This window comes from Blattabacterium cuenoti (genome assembly GCF_014251735.1).
Lineage (GTDB): Bacteria > Bacteroidota > Bacteroidia > Flavobacteriales > Blattabacteriaceae > Blattabacterium > Blattabacterium cuenoti_C.
The window spans coordinates 613,442-628,158 of the sequence record NZ_CP059197.1 but is presented as its reverse complement, the minus strand read 5'-3'; the positions used below and the strand labels follow the sequence as shown (position 1 = coordinate 628,158).

Annotated in this window: 13 protein-coding genes and 1 tRNA gene; 10 read left to right on the top strand and 4 right to left on the bottom strand. The window is 26.6% G+C overall.

All coding sequences use genetic code 11. The features are described from left to right. Nucleotides 1-300 precede the first annotated feature (300 nt). Nucleotides 301-1,476: a M14 family zinc carboxypeptidase gene (locus tag H0H60_RS03055; protein ID WP_185862682.1), complete on the top strand. Its 1,176-nt coding sequence runs from the start codon at nt 301-303 to the stop codon at nt 1,474-1,476. A gap of 2 nt (nt 1,477-1,478) precedes the next feature. Here the strand turns inward: H0H60_RS03055 and rpmH are convergent, their stop codons facing one another. After that, complete coding sequence (rpmH, locus tag H0H60_RS03050) at nt 1,479-1,628, bottom strand: 50S ribosomal protein L34 (protein WP_185849782.1); 150 nt, start codon at nt 1,626-1,628, stop codon at nt 1,479-1,481. A gap of 540 nt (nt 1,629-2,168) precedes the next feature. Here rpmH and fabZ point away from each other — a divergent pair. The 7 genes from fabZ (at nt 2,169) to gap (ending at nt 8,523) form a co-directional block, all read left to right on the top strand. After that, complete coding sequence (gene fabZ / locus H0H60_RS03045) at nt 2,169-3,452, top strand: 3-hydroxyacyl-ACP dehydratase FabZ (protein ID WP_185862681.1); 1,284 nt, start codon at nt 2,169-2,171, stop codon at nt 3,450-3,452. 34 nt (nt 3,453-3,486) lie between these two features. Further along, on the top strand, nt 3,487-4,059 hold the full coding sequence (gene efp / locus H0H60_RS03040) for an elongation factor P (protein ID WP_185862680.1): 573 nt from the start codon (nt 3,487-3,489) through the stop codon (nt 4,057-4,059). 41 nt (nt 4,060-4,100) lie between these two features. Further along, nucleotides 4,101-4,991 (top strand): succinate--CoA ligase subunit alpha, encoded by an 891-nt coding sequence (sucD, locus tag H0H60_RS03035; RefSeq protein ID WP_185862679.1) that lies wholly within the window; start codon nt 4,101-4,103, stop codon nt 4,989-4,991. Nucleotides 4,992-5,006: 15 nt separating this feature from the next. Continuing rightward, the gene (pth, locus tag H0H60_RS03030) at nt 5,007-5,585 is read left to right on the top strand and encodes an aminoacyl-tRNA hydrolase (protein ID WP_185862678.1); all 579 of its coding nucleotides are present in this window, start codon (nt 5,007-5,009) and stop codon (nt 5,583-5,585) included. Beyond that, nucleotides 5,586-5,658 (top strand) — tRNA-Arg (locus tag H0H60_RS03025). Nucleotides 5,659-5,690: 32 nt separating this feature from the next. After that, nucleotides 5,691-7,481, top strand: a complete 1,791-nt coding sequence (gene lepA / locus H0H60_RS03020) for a translation elongation factor 4 (protein WP_317168477.1) — start codon at nt 5,691-5,693, stop codon at nt 7,479-7,481. A 25-nt stretch (nt 7,482-7,506) separates the two neighbouring features. Then, the gene (gene gap, locus H0H60_RS03015; RefSeq protein ID WP_185862676.1) at nt 7,507-8,523 is read left to right on the top strand and encodes a type I glyceraldehyde-3-phosphate dehydrogenase; all 1,017 of its coding nucleotides are present in this window, start codon (nt 7,507-7,509) and stop codon (nt 8,521-8,523) included. Here gap and H0H60_RS03010 read toward each other — a convergent pair. After that, nucleotides 8,495-8,896: a type I restriction enzyme HsdR N-terminal domain-containing protein gene (locus H0H60_RS03010; RefSeq protein WP_238784896.1), complete on the bottom strand. Its 402-nt coding sequence runs from the start codon at nt 8,894-8,896 to the stop codon at nt 8,495-8,497. The two genes, gap and H0H60_RS03010, sit on opposite strands and share 29 nt — an antisense overlap. Nucleotides 8,897-9,026: 130 nt before the next feature. Between H0H60_RS03010 and trxB the strand changes: the two genes are divergently transcribed. Further along, on the top strand, nt 9,027-9,974 hold the full coding sequence (trxB, locus tag H0H60_RS03005) for a thioredoxin-disulfide reductase (protein ID WP_185862674.1): 948 nt from the start codon (nt 9,027-9,029) through the stop codon (nt 9,972-9,974). 22 nt (nt 9,975-9,996) lie between these two features. Further along, nucleotides 9,997-11,460 (top strand): glycine--tRNA ligase, encoded by a 1,464-nt coding sequence (locus H0H60_RS03000; protein ID WP_394366735.1) that lies wholly within the window; start codon nt 9,997-9,999, stop codon nt 11,458-11,460. Between the two features lie 20 nt (nt 11,461-11,480). Here H0H60_RS03000 and pheT read toward each other — a convergent pair whose 3' ends face one another. Both pheT and dnaN read right to left on the bottom strand, forming a co-directional pair. Then, on the bottom strand, nt 11,481-13,556 hold the full coding sequence (gene pheT / locus H0H60_RS02995; protein WP_185862672.1) for a phenylalanine--tRNA ligase subunit beta: 2,076 nt from the start codon (nt 13,554-13,556) through the stop codon (nt 11,481-11,483). Continuing rightward, complete coding sequence (gene dnaN, locus H0H60_RS02990; protein WP_185862671.1) at nt 13,553-14,701, bottom strand: DNA polymerase III subunit beta; 1,149 nt, start codon at nt 14,699-14,701, stop codon at nt 13,553-13,555. Before dnaN ends, pheT begins: the two co-directional genes overlap by 4 nt. Nucleotides 14,702-14,717: the final 16 nt, after the last annotated feature.

Genomic DNA, 14,717 nt, shown 5'->3' with positions numbered 1-14,717 from the left:
TCAAAACTGTAAATGCTAAAATTAATAGAACTGATTCAGTGTAGTTGATTTTAAAATATTTCTTCATAATAAGTAAAAATTCGTTCCATTTATAATAAAAGGATCTCAAGAATAGTTTTTTTTATAAACGTATTTATATTTTTTTTCCTACTTGAGGGAACTGTCCGCTTGATGTTAATATTTTCTTGATCCTCGTTTATTTGTATTTTTACGAAAATAAAAAACTTTTAATAAAATTGTTTAACTCTTTCTTAGATTAGGAAAATAAAAAAGAAAATTATTTAATGAATTAAATCTACCATGATTATGTTAGACTTGGATATACATTCTTTATTTAAAAATTATAATTGTTTTCAAGAGAGAAGTTTTAATTCTTCTAAAATTTTTAAATACTCTGAATTATTAAAAATGATAAAAACATATGAAAGTATATGTTCTATTGTTCCTGTAGGATTTTCTATAGAAAATAGAAAAATTTTTAAAATTCAATGGGGATCTGGAGATTGCAAAGTTTTTATATGGTCTCAAATGCATGGAAATGAAACAACGGGAACAAAAGCCATGTTTGATATTCTTCACTTTTTTCTAAAAGAAAAAAACTATGATTTAGTTAGATTTATAAGAAAAAATTTAACCATTTTGTTTATTCCTATGTTAAATCCCGATGGTTCTGAAAAATATCAAAGAAGAAATGCTGTAAACATTGATTTAAATAGAGATGCTCTTCGTTTACAATCTCCAGAAATTCAAATACTATTTCATGAAATACAATATAACAAACCCAATATTTTATTTAATTTACATGATCAAAGAAGTATTTATAATGTTGGAAACACAAATTTCAATCCAGCTATTTTGTCTTTTTTATGCCCATCGGTAAAAGAGAAAAAGGATACAAAAATTTCTCCTGAAAGAAAAAAGGCTATGGGACTGATAGCTTCTATTGAAAAAAGGATGAGATCCATTTTGCCATCTATCGGTTCAATAGGAAGATTTTCAGATGAATTCTACCCTACAGCTACTGGAGATAATTTACAAAAAAAGGGTTATCCTTGTATTCTTTTTGAAGCCGGAAATTATCCAGAAGATCCTCAAAAAGATATAATTAGAAAATATAATGCTTTATCTATTCTTATAGGATTATATATTCTTTCTACTCAAGAAATAGATCTTGAAAAAGAATATTCTTCTTATTTTACTATACCTGAAAATAAAAAAAAACTATTAGACAAAATTTATAGAGGAGTAGAAATTCAAAGAGGAAAATATCAGTTGTTGGTTGATATAGGGATAAGGAATATAGAAAAATTTAATTTTGTTAAAAACGATATTGATTTAATTTCAAAAATAGTTGATATAGGAGATTTGTCTAATTTTTTTTCCTATGAAGATTCCATTTGTCATGGAAAAAAATTTCATATAAAAGGAAGAAATTATCCTATAATTGGAGATATAGAATTGTTTGATATTTTATGATTTTATTTTTTAAAGTTAGAAACTGTTAATTTTTTTCTACCTTTTTTTCTTTTTCTAGATATAATCTTGCGACCGTTTTTTGTGGACATCCGTTTTAAAAATCCATGAACATTTACTCTTCTTCTATTAGAAGGTTGATAAGTTCTTTTCATATTATTTTATATTTTATCTAAAAAAAAATTATTTTTTTTATATATATAACATCTATATATTCTTCGATAACAAAGATTCTTTTCCTATTTTTATCTTTTATCTCAATATGGTAAATCATCGGATATAGTTTTGTTTTTAACAATCTTTTTATTGAGATGATTTTTCCTTTCTTTAAAAGTTCGGATTTGATGAAAATCGGGTTACAAAACATGTATTTTTTTTTACAATTTCTAATTATATTTTCATCAAATATTATTTTTTTCCTTTTTATATTATTATCTAATATTCTTTGATGATAAGAATAAGAGGTAGTAGGTGTGCAGTATAATAAAATCAGAAAACCAATAATAAAACCTGTTAATAAACAAATAAAGCGTCTAAAAAAATTCATGAAAAGAACACTTGTAACTCCCTAAATTACATAAAGTTTTTTATTTTTCTTTACTTTCATTAAAGAATTCATATTTTCAAATATGGAAAATAAAATTTTTTCTTTATAAAAATGAAGTAAATATTTTTTTTAGTATAATCATCAAATTATGTTTGATAAGCAAAAAACCATTGCAAAAAAAATAACCTTACAAGGAGTAGGATTATATACGGAAAAAAACGTTACTATAACTTTTAAACCAGCTCCTGAAAACTCAGGATTTCTTTTTGTAAGAACGGATATAGAAGAAAAACCTAGTATAAAAGCGCATCTTTCATTTTTGTTTAATGAAACAACGGATCGAGGGATTATTCTAGAAAAAAATGGATTAAAAATTTGTACGATCGAACATGTTTTGGCTACTCTTATGGGAATGGATTTAGATAATGTCATCATAGAATTGGATAACATGGAATTTCCTATCATGGATGGTTCTTCCAAATATTTTGTAGAGGCTATTGAAAAAGCAGGAGTCATAGAACAAAATGCAGAAAGAGGATATTATTCGATCAAAGAAATTATATCTCATGTGGATTCAAAAACAGGAGGAGAGATTATTGCTTTACCTTCTAAAAAATTAGAAATAGTCACCATGGTTGATTTTGATTCTAAATTTATAAATATACAAAATGCTGTACTAAAATATCCAGATCAATTTAAACAAATAGCGAGTTCAAGGACTTTCTGTTTTATTTACGAAAAAGAAAATCTAATGAAGATACAAAACGGAAATATTTTCCGTACTCCCTCTTATTATAATGAAATAGCAAAACATAATCTTTTGGATATTATGGGGTATTTAACTTTAATAGGAGTTAAATTAAAAGGAAAAATAATCGCTTACAACACAGATCATCATATAAATACACTGTTTGCAAGAAAGTTAATACAAAATAAAAATATTCAAATACATAAAGATATTCCAAAATTTGATTTAACAAAAAAGCCTATTTTGGATATTAGAAATATTATGAGAATTTTACCTCATAAACCTCCATTTCTATTAGTAGATAAGATTATGGAGTTGACCGATGATTATGTAATAGGAGTTAAGAATGTAACAATGAATGAATCTTTTTTTATAGGACATTTTCCTAAAGAACCAATCATGCCTGGAGTATTGCAAATTGAAGCTATTGCACAAGTTGGTGGAGTTCTTGTATTAAACAAAGTTAAAAATCCTGAATATTATTCTACATATTTTTTAAAAATAGATAAAGTAAAATTTAAAAAAAAAGTAATTCCTGGAGACTTGTTAGTTTTTCAAGTAGATTTGTTAGAACCAATAAGAAGGGGGATCGTCCATATGCAAGGAAAGGGATATGTCAATAATCAACTTGTAGTTGAAGCGGAAGTTATGGCTAAAATAGTAAAAATTCAGGAATCATCATAAAACTGATATATTTAAAAAAAAAATAGAGAATAAAATGTATACGAATATTAGAAAGGGGTTGCATATACAATATAATGATGAAGTGTATAAAATAATTGATTTTCTTCACGTTAAACCTGGTAAGGGATATGCTTTTATAAGAACTAAATTGAAAAATCTGATTACAGGTCATGTTTTGGAAAATAATTTTTCAGCAAAACATCGAGTAAAAGAAGCAAAAATAGTATCTGAATTATACCAATATTTGTATAGGGATGGAGATATTTTTTATTTTATGAATACAAACAACTATGATCAAATCCCAATTGATAACAAACTGATAAAAAATCATACTGATTTTTTAAAAGAGGGAATAAAATTAACTATTTTTTTTCATGTAAAAAGTAATAATAATCAAATAGCTTTATTTGTAAAAATGCCTCCTACTGTTATTTTACAAGTGAAATATACAGAAAAAGTAAGAAAAAAAGATACCATTAATACTTCCAGTAAAATTGCTATTTTGGAAACCGAAGCTAAGTTATTGGTTCCTTTATTTATAAATACTGGCGAGTATATTAAGATAAATACGGATAGCAAATCTTATATAGAAAGAGTTAGAAAATAATTGTGTAATTAATATAATATCAATTTTATTAAAAGATTATTATGAGTATTTTGATAAATAAACATATTCGTGTCATTGTACAAGGCTTAACGGGTAAAGAAGGTTTATTTCATACTGAACAGATGATTCATTATGGGACCTGTATAGTCGGAGGGGTCACTCCAGGAAAGGGAGGAAGAAAATATTTAGGAGTTCCTATTTTTAATACTATGGATGAAGCCGTTCACCATACAGGAGGAGATGTCAGTGTTATTTTTGTTCCTTCTTTTTTTGCATCAGATGCAATTCTAGAAGCGATTAGTATGAATATGAGAATAATTGTGTGCATCACTGAAGGTATTCCAGTTTCGGATATGATTCAAATAAAAAATTTTTTAAAAGGAAAAAAATCACGCTTGATTGGCCCGAATTGTCCTGGAATTATTTCTCCAGAAGAGTCTAAAGTAGGGATTATGCCAAATTTGGTTTTCAATAAAAAAGGAAAAGTAGGTATAGTTTCTAGATCTGGAACGCTTACTTATGAAGCAGCAGATCAAATAGTACAATATGGTTATGGTATTTCTACGGCTATTGGAATAGGAGGAGATTCTATTATTGGAATGAATATCACGGATATCTTGAATTTATTCTTGAAAGATTCAGAAACAAAATGTATTGTAATGATTGGAGAAATAGGAGGAAAATTAGAGATTGATGCAGCTGAGTGGTGGATGAAAAATTCAGGAAATAAAAAGCCAATCATAGGTTTTATTGCTGGTGTGACAGCTCCTAAAGGGCGTACAATGGGACACGCTGGGGCTGTTATAGGAAACAAATCAGAGACGGCACAAGTAAAAATGGATATTTTGAAAAAAAACGGAATCCATATCGTTACATCTCCAGCAGATATAGGAATGAAAGTCCACGAAGTTATCCAAAAAGAGGATCAATGATTTTTTTCTCAAAAAATGAAAAAATTTTTAATAACTGGATTAGGAAATCCAGGATTGATATATCAAAAAACAAGACATAATTTAGGTTTTTGGATTGTAGATAAAATTTCTGAAAAATATTTTCTATCTTTTTCGATAAAGAAATTTGGTTTTATTTCAAAATTGATTTATAAAGAAAAATTACTTTTTTTTTTAAAACCATCTACTTATGTAAATGAAAGTGGAAAAGCTATAAAATATTGGATGAATAAAAAAAAGATAGCTCTGGAAAATATTCTTGTAATATCTGACGATATTTATCTTAATTTTGGTCAAATTCGTTTGAGAGGAAAAGGAGGATATGGAGGACATAATGGATTAAAAAGTATTGAAAAAGAATTAGGAACATCTCATTATGCTCGGATGCGTTTTGGGATTAAAAATAATTTTTATCAAGATAATAAAATAAATTATGTATTGGGGAATTGGAATGAAGAAGAATTAAAAAATTTGTTTAATAGATTAGAAATCAGTGTAGAAATAATATTTTCATTTGTTTTAAATGGTTTACAAAAAACAATGAATTTATTCAATAATAGAAATTTTAAAATTTAAGACCTTGTAGTTTAATCGGATAGAATATAGGATTCCGGTTCCTATGGAATGGGTTCGAATCCCTTCAAGGTCGTTAACGTTAATAAAAATCTAAAAACGATGATAATAGATTATATTCGTAATTTTTGTATCATTGCACACATAGATCATGGAAAAAGTACTTTAGCAGATCGTTTGTTAGAATTGACAAAAACAGTTTCAGAATATGGGAATAAAGATCAGTTACTTGATGATATGGATTTGGAAAGGGAACGTGGAATTACGATTAAAAGTCATGCGGTACAAATGGAATATCGGTATAAAAATCAAGTATATATCCTTAATTTAATAGATACTCCCGGACATGTAGATTTTTCTAATGAGGTATCACGTTCCATTGCAGCTTGTGAGGGGGCATTACTTGTTGTAGATTGCACCAAAAGTGTACAAGCTCAAACGATATCTAATCTTTATTTAGCATTGAAAAAAAATCTTGTAATTATCCCTATTTTAAATAAAATAGACTTACCTCATTCACGATCTGAATGTGTAGAAGAAATTATAGAACTAGTAAAATGTAAATCGAAAGATATTATTTCTGTTAGTGCTAAAAATGGATTAGGGATTAAAGAAGTTTTAGATCAAATAGTCAAACGGATTCCTCCACCAAAAGGAGATCCAAATGCACCTCTACAAGCAATGATTTTTGATTCTTTATACAATCCTTTTACTGGAGTATTGGCCTATTTTAGAGTAAAAAATGGATATATCCAAAAAGGACAAAAATTACGTTTTATGTCTACAGGAAAAATTTATTGTGCTTATGAAATAGGTACTCTTAAATTGAAACGTATTTCTAAAGATAGAATTGAAACAGGAGATGTTGGATATGTAGTTTCTGGAATCAAAAATACTTATGAAGTCAAAGTGGGGGATACTATTACAGATGCTAAATATCCAGCTTCAAAAGCCATAAGTAGATTTGAAGAAGTCAAACCTATGGTTTTTTCCAGTGTTTATCCAATAAATTCTGATAAATACGAAGAATTACGTTCTTCTATGGAAAAATTGCAATTAAACGATGCAGCTCTTACTTTTAGTCCAGAATCTTCCCCAGCTTTAGGGTTTGGATTTCATTGCGGTTTTTTAGGTCTACTTCATATGGAAATTGTTATAGCTCGTCTAAAAAGAGAGTATGGAATTTCAGTTATTATTACCATTCCTAATGTTTCTTATAGAATTTTTATGAAAAAAAAGATGATTATCGTGAACCATCCTTCAAATTTTCCAGAAGTAGAAAAAATACAACGAGTCGAAGAACCTTATGTATTAGTTTCTATTCTTACTAAAGAAAACTTTATAGGAAGTATCATCTCTCTATGTATTGGAAAAAGAGGAAAAATAATTGGGAATCAAGATTATTTGCCATCTGGAAGGATTAAAGTGACATTTGAAATGCCTTTATCTGAAATAATATTTGATTTTTATGATAAATTAAAAACAATTTCTAGGGGTTATGCATCTTTTGATTATACCTTTTTAGATTATAGAATTTCTGATTTAAAAAAGATTACTGTATTAATCAATCATCAAAAAGTAGAATCACTATCTCTTTTGGTTCATAAAAATGAAGCATTTTTTATGGCAAAAAAAATATGTCAAGAATTATCTGTTTTGATCCCAAAACATCAATTTAGCATTCCAATTCAAGTTTCTATTTCTGGAAAAATTATAGCTAGAGAAACTATTAAAGCTTTAAGAAAAAATGTAACAGATAAATGTTATGGAGGAGATGTTTCTCGAAAACGGAAACTTTTAGAAAAACAGAAAAAAGGAAAGAAAAAAATGCGTAAAATAGGAAAAGTAGAGATCCCATCATCTGCTTTTATGACTTTTTTAAAAGTTAAAAACTTATAAAATAATTATAAAAAATTTATTAAATATGTCCGAAATTAAAATAGGAATAAATGGTCTTGGAAGGATAGGTAAGTTAGTTTTAATGTCTGCTTTAAATAGAAAAAATATCCAAGTCGTATCTATCAATGATTTAGTTTCCATAGAATATTTAGCATATATATTAAAATATGATTCTGTTCATGGTATTTTTAAGGGAGATATATGCATAGAAGATGAGAATTATTTAATTGTAAATGGAAATAAAATAAAAGTTACTAATGAAAAAGATCCTCATAATTTAAAATGGAGAAATTTAAATGTTCATTATGTAGTGGAATCTACGGGTCTTTTTTTAACCAGAAATTTAGCAGGTTTACATTTACAATCAGGAGCAAAAAAAGTTATATTATCGGCTCCTCCAAAAGAAGAAAATATTCCCATGTATGTGATGGGAGTGAACCATGAAACTATAAAAAATGATCAAAGAATAATATCTAATGCTTCTTGTACTACGAATTGTTTGGCTCCGATAATTAAAGTTCTGAATGATAATTTTGGAGTATTAGAAGGATTAATGACTACTATACATGCTTCTACTGCAACTCAAAAAATAGTAGATTCTATATCTACCAGAGACTGGAGAGCAGGGAGGTCATCTTTAACTAATATTATTCCCGCATCTACAGGTGCAGCAAATGCAGTTGGAAAAGTTATTCCAAGTTTAGATGGGAAATTAACTGGAATGGCTTTCAGGGTTCCCATTTCTGATGTTTCTGTATTGGATCTCACTATTCGTTTGAAGAATGGCGTTACTTATGATGATATAAAGTATTGTATGAAGGTTGCGTCTGAAACTTCATTAAAAGGAATATTAGGCTATACAGAAGAAGCTGTAGTTTCCTCAGATTTTTTAGGAGATACAAGAACGTCTATTTTCGATGCAAGTTCAAGTATCATGTTGAGCCCCACTTTTATCAAAATAGTGTCATGGTATGATAATGAAGTAGGTTATTCGACTAAACTAGTAGATTTAATTAATTATATGTCTTCGATTTTTGAATAATAGAAGAATCGTTCATCGGAAGATGATTCAAAAATGAGAATTTTTTATTATATGCGTCTATTTGAAAGACAAAATTTTTTATCCCGTTGCTAACCATTAAATATGGAGCTTGTATCTTTATATTATATCTAGATACTTGATCGAAAGTTTTTTGTGTTAATAAAATATTCGGAGCTTTGCATTCGATGATGATATGGGGTTTTTCTTTCAAAATAACTAGTATGTCTAACCTTTTGTTTAATTGATTGATTTGAAAAGGGACTTCTACTCGAATATTAGAACTTCTGTATTTTTTTACTTTTTTTAGAAAAAAAATTATATATTGACGGATTCCTTCTTCTTTTGTAAAGGGATACCATTTTTTTCGAATCATGCAAAATACATAAGTTTTGTTTTGAATTTTTTTTAAATGTAAATGATTGATAAAAAAGTTAAAAATGGACATATATGATAATTTTTGAAATTAAAAATAAGTAAAATCCAAAATAAAGTATGCCTTCTTTATGTTAAAGAACAAAAAAATAATGGATTGTGTAATCATTGGATCTGGTCCAGCTGGATATACAGCGGCTATATATGCAGCAAGAGCAGATCTTCAACCTGTCCTATTTGTCGGATTACAACCGGGAGGACAATTAACATCTACAACAAAGGTAGATAATTATCCAGGTTTTCCTGCAGGAATTAGCGGAAATGAACTTATGGAAAATTGTAAAAAACAAGCTAAGCGTTTTAATACTATTATTATTCATAAAACCATTACGAAAGTAGATTTTTCTGATCAAAAAGGCGGGATACATCGTGTTTATATGATGGAAAATAAAGAAAATATAGAAAGTAAAGGGATTATTATCGCTACAGGTTCCAGTCCTAAATTTTTAGGAATGGATAAAGAAAAAAAATTTTTAGGATTGGGAGTTTCTTTTTGTGCTACTTGTGATGGTTTTTTTCATAAAGGAAAAGATGTAGCTGTTATAGGAGGAGGAGATACGGCTTTGGAAGAAGCTAGTTATTTGTCAAAAATTTGCAGAAATGTATATTTGGTAGTTAGAAAAAATTATTTTAGAGCTTCTAAAGCTTTACAATATCGAATTTCAAAAATAAATAATGTGAATATATTTTTTTGTTCTCATATTACAAAAATTATGGGAGATAATTTTTTAGAAGGAATTCAGATATTTAACACTAAAAATAAAATTAGTCAAACTATTTTAATAAGTGGTTTGTTTATTGCTATAGGTCATTCTCCTAATACAAAATTGTTTCAAAATCAATTGAAATTGGATGAAAGAGGATATATCGTTGTAGAAAAAGGAAGTACTATTACTAATAAACCAGGAGTATTTGCTGCAGGAGATGTACAAGACCCTACATATCGACAAGCTATCACTTCTGCTGGAACAGGATGTATGGCCGCTTTGGATTTAGAAAAGTATTTATGTTTGTGTTAATTTTTATCCAATTTTCATTTCTATAATGCAAAACGATCATTTTTTCCATTTTTTGGCATCTCATGCTAAAAATTACGGTTTTGTTTTTCCTTCTAGTGATATTTATGGAGGATTGAATGCAGTATATGATTATGGACCATATGGAATAGAATTAAAAAATAATATCAAAAAATATTGGTGGAAATCAATGACTCAACTTCATGAAAATATAGTCGGATTGGATTCGTCTATACTTATGCATTCTGATATTTGGAAAGCATCTGGGCATATTGATAAGTTTAATGAATTGTTAATTGATAACAAAGATTCTAAGAAAAGATATAATCCTGAGATATTAATTAGAACGTATGTAAATTTCATGCAAAAAGAACCAAAAACTTCTAAATTCATAAATAATAGTAAAAATGAAATATTATCTCGTTTAGATAAATCTATAAAAAAAAAGGATTTATTAGATATTCGTGTTTTAATTGATGAATTAAATATTTCTGATCCTATATGTGGTTCGAATAATTGGACAAATATTCGTTCATTTAATATGATGTTTAAGATTAAAGAAGAAAAAGGAGATTTATTTCTTCGTCCAGAAACAGCTCAAGGCATATTTTCTAATTTTATTTATGTAAAAAAATCTAGTAGAAAGAAAATTCCATTTGGAATTGCTCAAATAGGAAAATCATTTAGAAATGAAATTGTTGCAAGACAATTTCTTTTCAGAATGCGTGAATTTGAACAAATGGAAATGCAGTTTTTTATCCTTCCGGAAGAAGAAATGAAATGGTATGAGTATTGGAAAAATATTAGATTAAAATGGCATTTAGGATTAAAATTAGGAGATAAAAAATATCAGTTGCGTAATCATGATCATCTAGCTCATTATGCGAGTGCAGGAGCGGATATAGAATTTCATTTTCCTTTTGGATTTAAAGAAATAGAAGGAATCCATTCTCGTAGAGATTTCGATTTAAAAAAACATGAGTTTTTTTCCAAAAAAAAACTAAGAGTTTTTGGAGATCATCCAGAAAACTATATTCCTTATGTAATAGAAACTTCACTAGGTTTAGACCGTTTTTTTCTTGCCATATATTCTTCTTCTCTTAAAAAAGAAAAATTGGATAATGGAAAGGAACGGGTTGTATTGAAAATTCCACCCTGTTTATCACCTGTAAAAGCAGCTATATTTCCATTAGTTTTAAAAGATGGATTACCAGAAATTGCGAAGAAAATATTTCAGGATTTGAAAATAGATTATAGATTAGTTTATGATCAAAAAGAATCTATTGGCAAACTATATCGTAGACAAGATGCTATTGGAACTCCTATTTGTTTTACAGTAGATTATGGGACCATAGATAACGATACAGTAACAATAAGATATAGAGACTCGATGTTACAAAAAAGAGTTCATATAAAAGAAATTTCCAAAATTATAGAAAAAGAAACCGGAATGAAAAAAATTTTAAGAAAATTATCTCAGTTTATCTAGAATTTATTTTTCTTAAATTATTAAGATATCCCTCTAATTTTTGCTCCTAACTCATTTGTTATAAATTTTTCTATTTTTTTCATGACATCATTAATAATTAAATCAGTTAACGTTCCTTTTTGACTTTCAAAAAAGAAACTTATTGTATAGGATTTTTTTTCTTTTGGTAAATCTTTTCCTTCATATAAATCATATATTTCAATTTTTTTGATGAAATTTTTTTCTTTTTCTTTTATTAACTGATAAATTTTTTCAAAGGAAATAGTTTTATCCACTAAGAATGATAAGTCTCTTTTTGAAGTAGGATATTTAGAAAATGGAACAAATATTACTCTTTTTTTTTGAATGATAGAAATCAAATATTCCCAATCTATTTCTGCGTAAAAAATTTTCTGGTTTTTGAGTAATTCTTCTTTTAATTTTCCTAATTTTACTAGATTTTTATTTTTATATTTAATAGATATACTTTCTCTTAAAAAAGGATGAGGAGAGTTTATTTGAGTATAATGGAAAATCCCGATTCTCTGAAAAATTTGTTCTATAATTCCTTTCAAATCAAAAAATAAAGAACTTCTTGGTTCCATGATTTTTTTTTTGTTTTTATCTTTTTCCGATAAAGCAATACTCAAACAGGTTTTTTCTAAAAATTGATTATTACTTTTATAATAAATTTTCCCTATTTCAAAGAATTTAATTTCTTGATTTCCTCTATTATAATTATGTTTAATACAATCTATCATTCCAAATAATAAACTTGGACGCATGGAATTATAGGATTTATTTACAGAATTTAAAATTTTAATTTCTTCTCTATTGAAAAAAGAATTCAATAATAAAGAATCTTTATTTTTATTTATGATAGGAGGATTTATAATTTCTTGAAATCCAAAATTTACTAATTGATTGAAAATAGTTTTTTGTATTTTTTCTTTTGTTTTATAAAAAAAATTGGGAAGTGGAGAAATTTGTATTTTATTAGAAATTTTTATTTTTGTTAACCCATAAATGCGTAATATTTCTTCTATTAAATCTACTTCTCGTTGTACATCTATTCGATAAGGAGGAACAATAACTAGCAGAGATTTTATATTTTCATCAAGAATGACTATTTCAAGTAGTAATAAAATTTTTTTGATGTTTTTTTTGGAAATTTTTTTTCCGATAATATCATATATTTTTTGATAACGAAGTTTTATTTTCGAAGGAATTATTGGATTAGGATAAATATCCATTATGTCAGAACTAATATTACATTTTGTCACTTCTTTTATGAGAAGAGCGGTTCTTTGTAAAGCATATACTGTTAGATTAGGATCTACTCCTCTTTCAAATCGAAATCTTGCATCCGTTTTTATCATGTGTCTTATTCCAATAGAACGGATATCTACAGGATTAAAATAAGCGCATCCTAAGAAAATATTTTTAGTTTTTATACTAACATTTAAGTTAGTTTCATTTATAATTCCAGCTATTGATAAAGGTTTTTTTTTATCAGAAATGATAAAATCTTTTTCATTTAGTATTCTTTTTCGATTATCTTCGGAATTGAAATTCATCTTATTTCTTACATTTTTTATTATAATGCTTTGTCCTTCTATTTGGTCCATATCAAAAACCTGTATAGGTAGTCCTAATTCATTCATTACAAAATTTGTGATATCTACTATATTATTTATGGGTTTTATTCCAATAGATTTTAATTGATTATTTAACCAATTTGGAGATGAATTTATTTCTATTTTAGAAAGAATTAGTCCAGAAAATCTTCTGCATTTATTTTTTTCTTCAATATAAATTTGAAAACAATATTTATTAATGTCTTTTTGATAATTACTTATTATGGGTTTTAACAAATGGGTTTTATAACCACGAAATGTTAAAACCGCATATAAGTCACGAGCTATTCCGTAATGACTCATTGCATCAGAACGATTAGGAGTTATTTCTACATCAAAAATAGAATCTTCTGTTTCTCCTGTTTTTTTTTTTATTACATGTTTTACTGATAAACCTATTTCCGTTAAAATATTTGATATTTTTTTTGCGCTAAGATCAATAGAAATATATTTTCTAAGCCAATTATATGATATTTTCATACTATTATAGACATAATCAATATTAAAATCGATTCTTCTTTTTTTGAAGAATAAAATGGTTTTAAAATACCTATTCTATTTGAACTGTATAATTCAAAACTAACAAAATCTTCCTTAAAAGAGGATAAGATTTCTATTAAAAATTTTGAATTAAAACCCATTTTTATTATAGACTCATCTCGAAAATAATCAGCAATATATTTACATCGAATTTTTGAAAAACTAGAAATTCTTGTATTTTCTTCATAAATCTTTAATGTATTATCACTTAAATTAAATCGAATAAAATTTGTTTCTTCTTTAGAAAAAAGAGATATTCTTTTAATAGAATTTAAAAAAAAAAGACGATTAATAATAAATGATATATCTTTATTTTTAGGAATCACAGAATTATAATCTGGATATTTTTCGTTTATTAGTCCACATAGAAAAGTTTTAGTTTCAAAGCTAAATTTGAGCATTCCGATTTGTTTGTATTCAATTGTCACACTTTTTTTTTCATTAAATAAAATATTTTGAAGTATCCTAAGGGATTTTCTAGAAATAATAAACTCTATGTACTGATTAGATCTAATATTTTTTAAGGTATATTTGACTAATTTATAAGTATCTGTGGATACAAAAGTAGCTCCGTTTGGAGAGAATCGAAAAAAAACTCCATTCATAACAGGTTTTATTTCTTCATTTCCCATAGCAAATAAAGTTTTATTCAAGATATTTAAAAGTATTTTGGAAAATAAAGTAATTTTCAAAGTATTACCTTTTTCAAAATTTTCCATACTGGAAAAAATAGTTATATGATGCCTATTTTTATTTTCATGACAGATAATAGGAATCGGGTAATCTCCCTGTTTGGAATAAATGTTAAGTGTATTTTTTTCTTTTTTGATAAAAATAGTTTCATTCGGAAAAGTTTTTAAAATTTCTATCATTAATTTTGGATGAATAGCTATTTTTTCTTCGGATGCTTTTTTTACATATACTTGTATCTCTGTAGTAATCAAATGATTTTCTGAATCAGAAACCATGATCACCAATTTTTTCCCAAAAATTTTTAACTTAAAAAGAGAATATTTAGTATTTATAATTTTATGTAAAAAATATAATTCTTGTAAAAGAGAAAAGCTAGAAACGGAAAAGTGCATGTGATACTTTTTAACT

Bases quoted from the DNA above. Each gene is read 5' to 3' on its own strand.
- H0H60_RS03055 (WP_185862682.1), top strand. From the start codon at position 301: ATGATTATGTTAGACTTGGATATACATTCTTTATTTAAAAATTATAAT.
- rpmH (WP_185849782.1), bottom strand. From the start codon at position 1,628: ATGAAAAGAACTTATCAACCTTCTAATAGAAGAAGAGTAAATGTTCAT.
- fabZ (WP_185862681.1), top strand. From the start codon at position 2,169: ATGTTTGATAAGCAAAAAACCATTGCAAAAAAAATAACCTTACAAGGA.
- efp (WP_185862680.1), top strand. From the start codon at position 3,487: ATGTATACGAATATTAGAAAGGGGTTGCATATACAATATAATGATGAA.
- sucD (WP_185862679.1), top strand. From the start codon at position 4,101: ATGAGTATTTTGATAAATAAACATATTCGTGTCATTGTACAAGGCTTA.
- pth (WP_185862678.1), top strand. From the start codon at position 5,007: ATGAAAAAATTTTTAATAACTGGATTAGGAAATCCAGGATTGATATAT.
- gap (WP_185862676.1), top strand. From the start codon at position 7,507: ATGTCCGAAATTAAAATAGGAATAAATGGTCTTGGAAGGATAGGTAAG.
- H0H60_RS03010 (WP_238784896.1), bottom strand. From the start codon at position 8,896: ATGATTCGAAAAAAATGGTATCCCTTTACAAAAGAAGAAGGAATCCGT.
- trxB (WP_185862674.1), top strand. From the start codon at position 9,027: ATGTTAAAGAACAAAAAAATAATGGATTGTGTAATCATTGGATCTGGT.
- pheT (WP_185862672.1), bottom strand. From the start codon at position 13,556: ATGAAAATATCATATAATTGGCTTAGAAAATATATTTCTATTGATCTT.
- dnaN (WP_185862671.1), bottom strand. From the start codon at position 14,701: ATGCACTTTTCCGTTTCTAGCTTTTCTCTTTTACAAGAATTATATTTT.